Genomic DNA, 2,531 nt, shown 5'->3' on the forward strand with positions numbered 1-2,531 from the left:
CAACTTGCTACATACTCATAATAAGGAGCTAAATAGAACACGAATGGGAAATACTCAAATGCCAAACTAAAGAAGATATTGGCCAAAATAAACGTTATACCGAGAGAGAAACTTGATTTTTTTCAACTTCCTAAAACGTTGTTGTTCAAACATTTCTACTTATTTGTACTTACCAGTTGAACCTACGCTTCCCTAATAAAATGTCTATGGTAAAAAGTTAAAAAATCCTCCCACTTTTGTTAGATATATTTTTTTGTGTAATTTTGTAATCGTTATGCGGCAGTAATAATATACATATTAATACGAGTTAGTAATCCTGTAGTTCTCACATGCTACGAGGAGGTATTAAAAGGTGCGTTTCGACAATGCATCTATTGTAGTATATTATTGCTTAATCCAAATGAATATTATAAATTTAGGAATTCTTGCTCACATTGATGCAGGAAAAACTTCCGTAACCGAGAATCTGCTGTTTGCCAGTGGAGCAACGGAAAAGTGCGGCCGTGTGGATAATGGTGACACCATAACAGACTCTATGGATATAGAGAAACGTAGAGGAATTACTGTTCGGGCTTCTACGACATCTATTATCTGGAATGGAGTGAAATGCAATATCATTGACACTCCGGGACACATGGATTTTATTGCGGAAGTGGAGCGGACATTCAAAATGCTTGATGGAGCAGTCCTCATCTTATCCGCAAAGGAAGGCATACAAGCGCAAACAAAGTTGCTGTTCAATACTTTACAAAAACTGCAAATCCCGACAATTATATTTATCAATAAAATTGACCGTGACGGTGTGAATTTAGAGCGTTTGTATCTGGATATAAAAACAAATCTGTCTCAAGATGTCCTGTTTATGCAAACTGTTGTCGATGGATCGGTTTATCCGATTTGCTCCCAAACATATATAAAGGAAGAATACAAAGAATTTGTATGCAACCATGACGACAATATATTAGAACGATATTTGGCGGATAGCGAAATTTCACCGGCTGATTATTGGAATACGATAATCGATCTTGTGGCAAAAGCCAAAGTCTATCCGGTACTACATGGATCAGCAATGTTCAATATCGGTATCAATGAGTTGTTGGACGCCATCTCTTCTTTTATACTTCCTCCAGAATCAGTCTCAAACAGACTTTCAGCTTATCTCTATAAGATAGAGCATGACCCCAAAGGACATAAAAGAAGTTTTCTAAAAATAATTGACGGAAGTCTGAGACTTCGAGACATTGTAAGAATCAACGATTCGGAAAAATTCATCAAGATTAAAAATCTAAAGACTATTTATCAGGGCAGAGAGATAAATGTTGATGAAGTGGGGGCCAATGATATCGCGATTGTAGAAGATATGGAAGATTTTCGAATCGGAGATTATTTAGGTACTAAACCTTGTTTGATTCAAGGGTTATCTCATCAGCATCCCGCTCTCAAATCCTCCGTCCGGCCAGACAGGTCCGAAGAGAGAAGCAAGGTGATATCCGCTCTGAATACATTGTGGATTGAAGACCCGTCTTTGTCCTTTTCCATAAACTCATATAGTGATGAATTGGAAATCTCGTTATATGGTTTGACACAAAAGGAAATCATACAGACATTGCTGGAAGAACGATTTTCCGTAAAGGTCCATTTTGATGAGATCAAGACTATCTACAAAGAACGACCTGTAAAAAAGGTCAATAAGATTATTCAGATCGAAGTGCCACCCAACCCTTACTGGGCCACAATAGGGCTGACGCTTGAACCCTTGCCGTTAGGGACAGGGTTGCAAATCGAAAGTGACATCTCCTATGGTTATCTGAACCATTCTTTTCAAAATGCCGTTTTTGAAGGGATTCGTATGTCTTGCCAATCTGGTTTACATGGATGGGAAGTGACTGATCTGAAAGTAACTTTTACTCAAGCCGAGTATTATAGCCCGGTAAGTACACCTGCTGATTTCAGACAGCTGACCCCTTATGTCTTCAGGCTGGCCTTGCAACAGTCAGGTGTGGACATTCTCGAACCGATGCTCTATTTTGAGTTGCAGATACCCCAAGCGGCAAGTTCCAAAGCTATTACAGATTTGCAAAAAATGATGTCTGAGATTAAAGGTATCAGTTGTAATAATGAGTGGTGTCTTATTGAAGGGAAAGTTCCATTAAATACAAGTAAAGACTATGCCTCAGAAGTAAGTTCATACACTAAAGGCTTAGGCACTTTTATGGTTAAGCCGTGTGGGTATCAAATAACAAAAGGTGGTTATTCTGATAATACCCGTATGGAAGAAAAGGATAAACTTTTATTCATGTTTGAAAAATCAGTATCATCAAAATAATGGAACGATCCAGGAATTTCTATAAGACAATACGGTTGGGGTATATACTTATCTCCGTTCTTATCGGATGTATAGCATATAATAGCTTCTATGAATGGCAGGAGATAGAAGCATTAGAACTTGACAATAAAAAAATAGACGAGTTCCGAAAAGAGTAAAGCCAAGCCTTTGTCTTGATTGAAATCAGAGTGGAACACAGAACGTT

Annotated in this window: 1 protein-coding gene and 1 pseudogene; both read left to right on the plus strand. The window is 38.0% G+C overall.

Going from position 1 to position 2,531, the window contains the following annotated elements:
• Window positions 1-400 precede the first annotated feature (400 nt).
• The gene (gene tet(Q) / locus PGR91_RS06920) at window positions 401-2,326 is read left to right on the plus strand and encodes a tetracycline resistance ribosomal protection protein Tet(Q) (RefSeq protein WP_270399309.1); all 1,926 of its coding nucleotides are present in this window, start codon (window positions 401-403) and stop codon (window positions 2,324-2,326) included.
• Window positions 2,326-2,481 (plus strand): annotated as a pseudogene (locus PGR91_RS06925) (two component system sensor kinase); the annotation flags it as partial. The gene tet(Q) and the pseudogene PGR91_RS06925, both read left to right, overlap by 1 nt.
• Window positions 2,482-2,531 lie beyond the last annotated feature (50 nt).

This window comes from Candidatus Alistipes pullistercoris, assembly GCF_027665465.1.
Taxonomy (GTDB): Bacteria; Bacteroidota; Bacteroidia; order Bacteroidales; family Rikenellaceae; genus Alistipes_A; species Alistipes_A hominis.